The 614-nt window shown below is 70.7% G+C and carries 1 protein-coding gene; it reads left to right on the plus strand.

Annotated features, from left to right (window positions below; all coding sequences use genetic code 11):
• A partial coding sequence (locus ACXJ3V_RS20375) for a CobW family GTP-binding protein (RefSeq protein ID WP_457102176.1) occupies positions 1 to 614 on the plus strand: 614 nt, incomplete at both ends.

Consider the following 614-nt stretch of genomic DNA (forward strand, 5'->3'; position numbering starts at 1 on the left):
TGGTGTCCAGCGCCGACGACCAGGTGCTCCTGCTCGATTCGGGCTGCCTTTGCTGCGCCGCCTCAGGCACTTTGCGCGACACGCTGATCGACCTGTTCGCCCGGCGCAGCAGCGGCAGCATCGCCGCCTTCGACCGCATCATCGTCGAGACCAGCGGCCTGGCCCATCCCGCACCCTTGGTCGCCTCGCTGCTGGGCGACTCGGCATTGACGCCCCGATGCTCGCTGTCGCAGGTGTTGACGCTGGTGGACGCCTGCCACGGCGCTCGCACGCTGGAGCGCTATGCCGAGGCGCGTCGCCAGGTCGCCTTCGCCGACCGGCTCGTCGTCAGCAAGACCGACACCGCCGACGCCGAGCAGATCGAGCAGCTCATGCAAGGGCTCGCCACCATGAATGCCGATGCGCCGATCGCACGCTGGGAGTGCGCAGACGCTCCGGCACCCCTGTTCCACGCGCCGGGCGCCGGTCCGCGCGGCCCGGTTGCAAGCGCCGAGGCCTGGATGCGCGGCCCGCTGCGCTCGCAGTATGCCGACAACAGCGCCGAACCCGACGCCCACGGCAGTGCCTTCGGGCAGATCACGACGCACGTCCTCCCGCTCACCGGCACCATCGAC

This window comes from Microbacterium sp. P5_E9 (assembly GCF_054049175.1).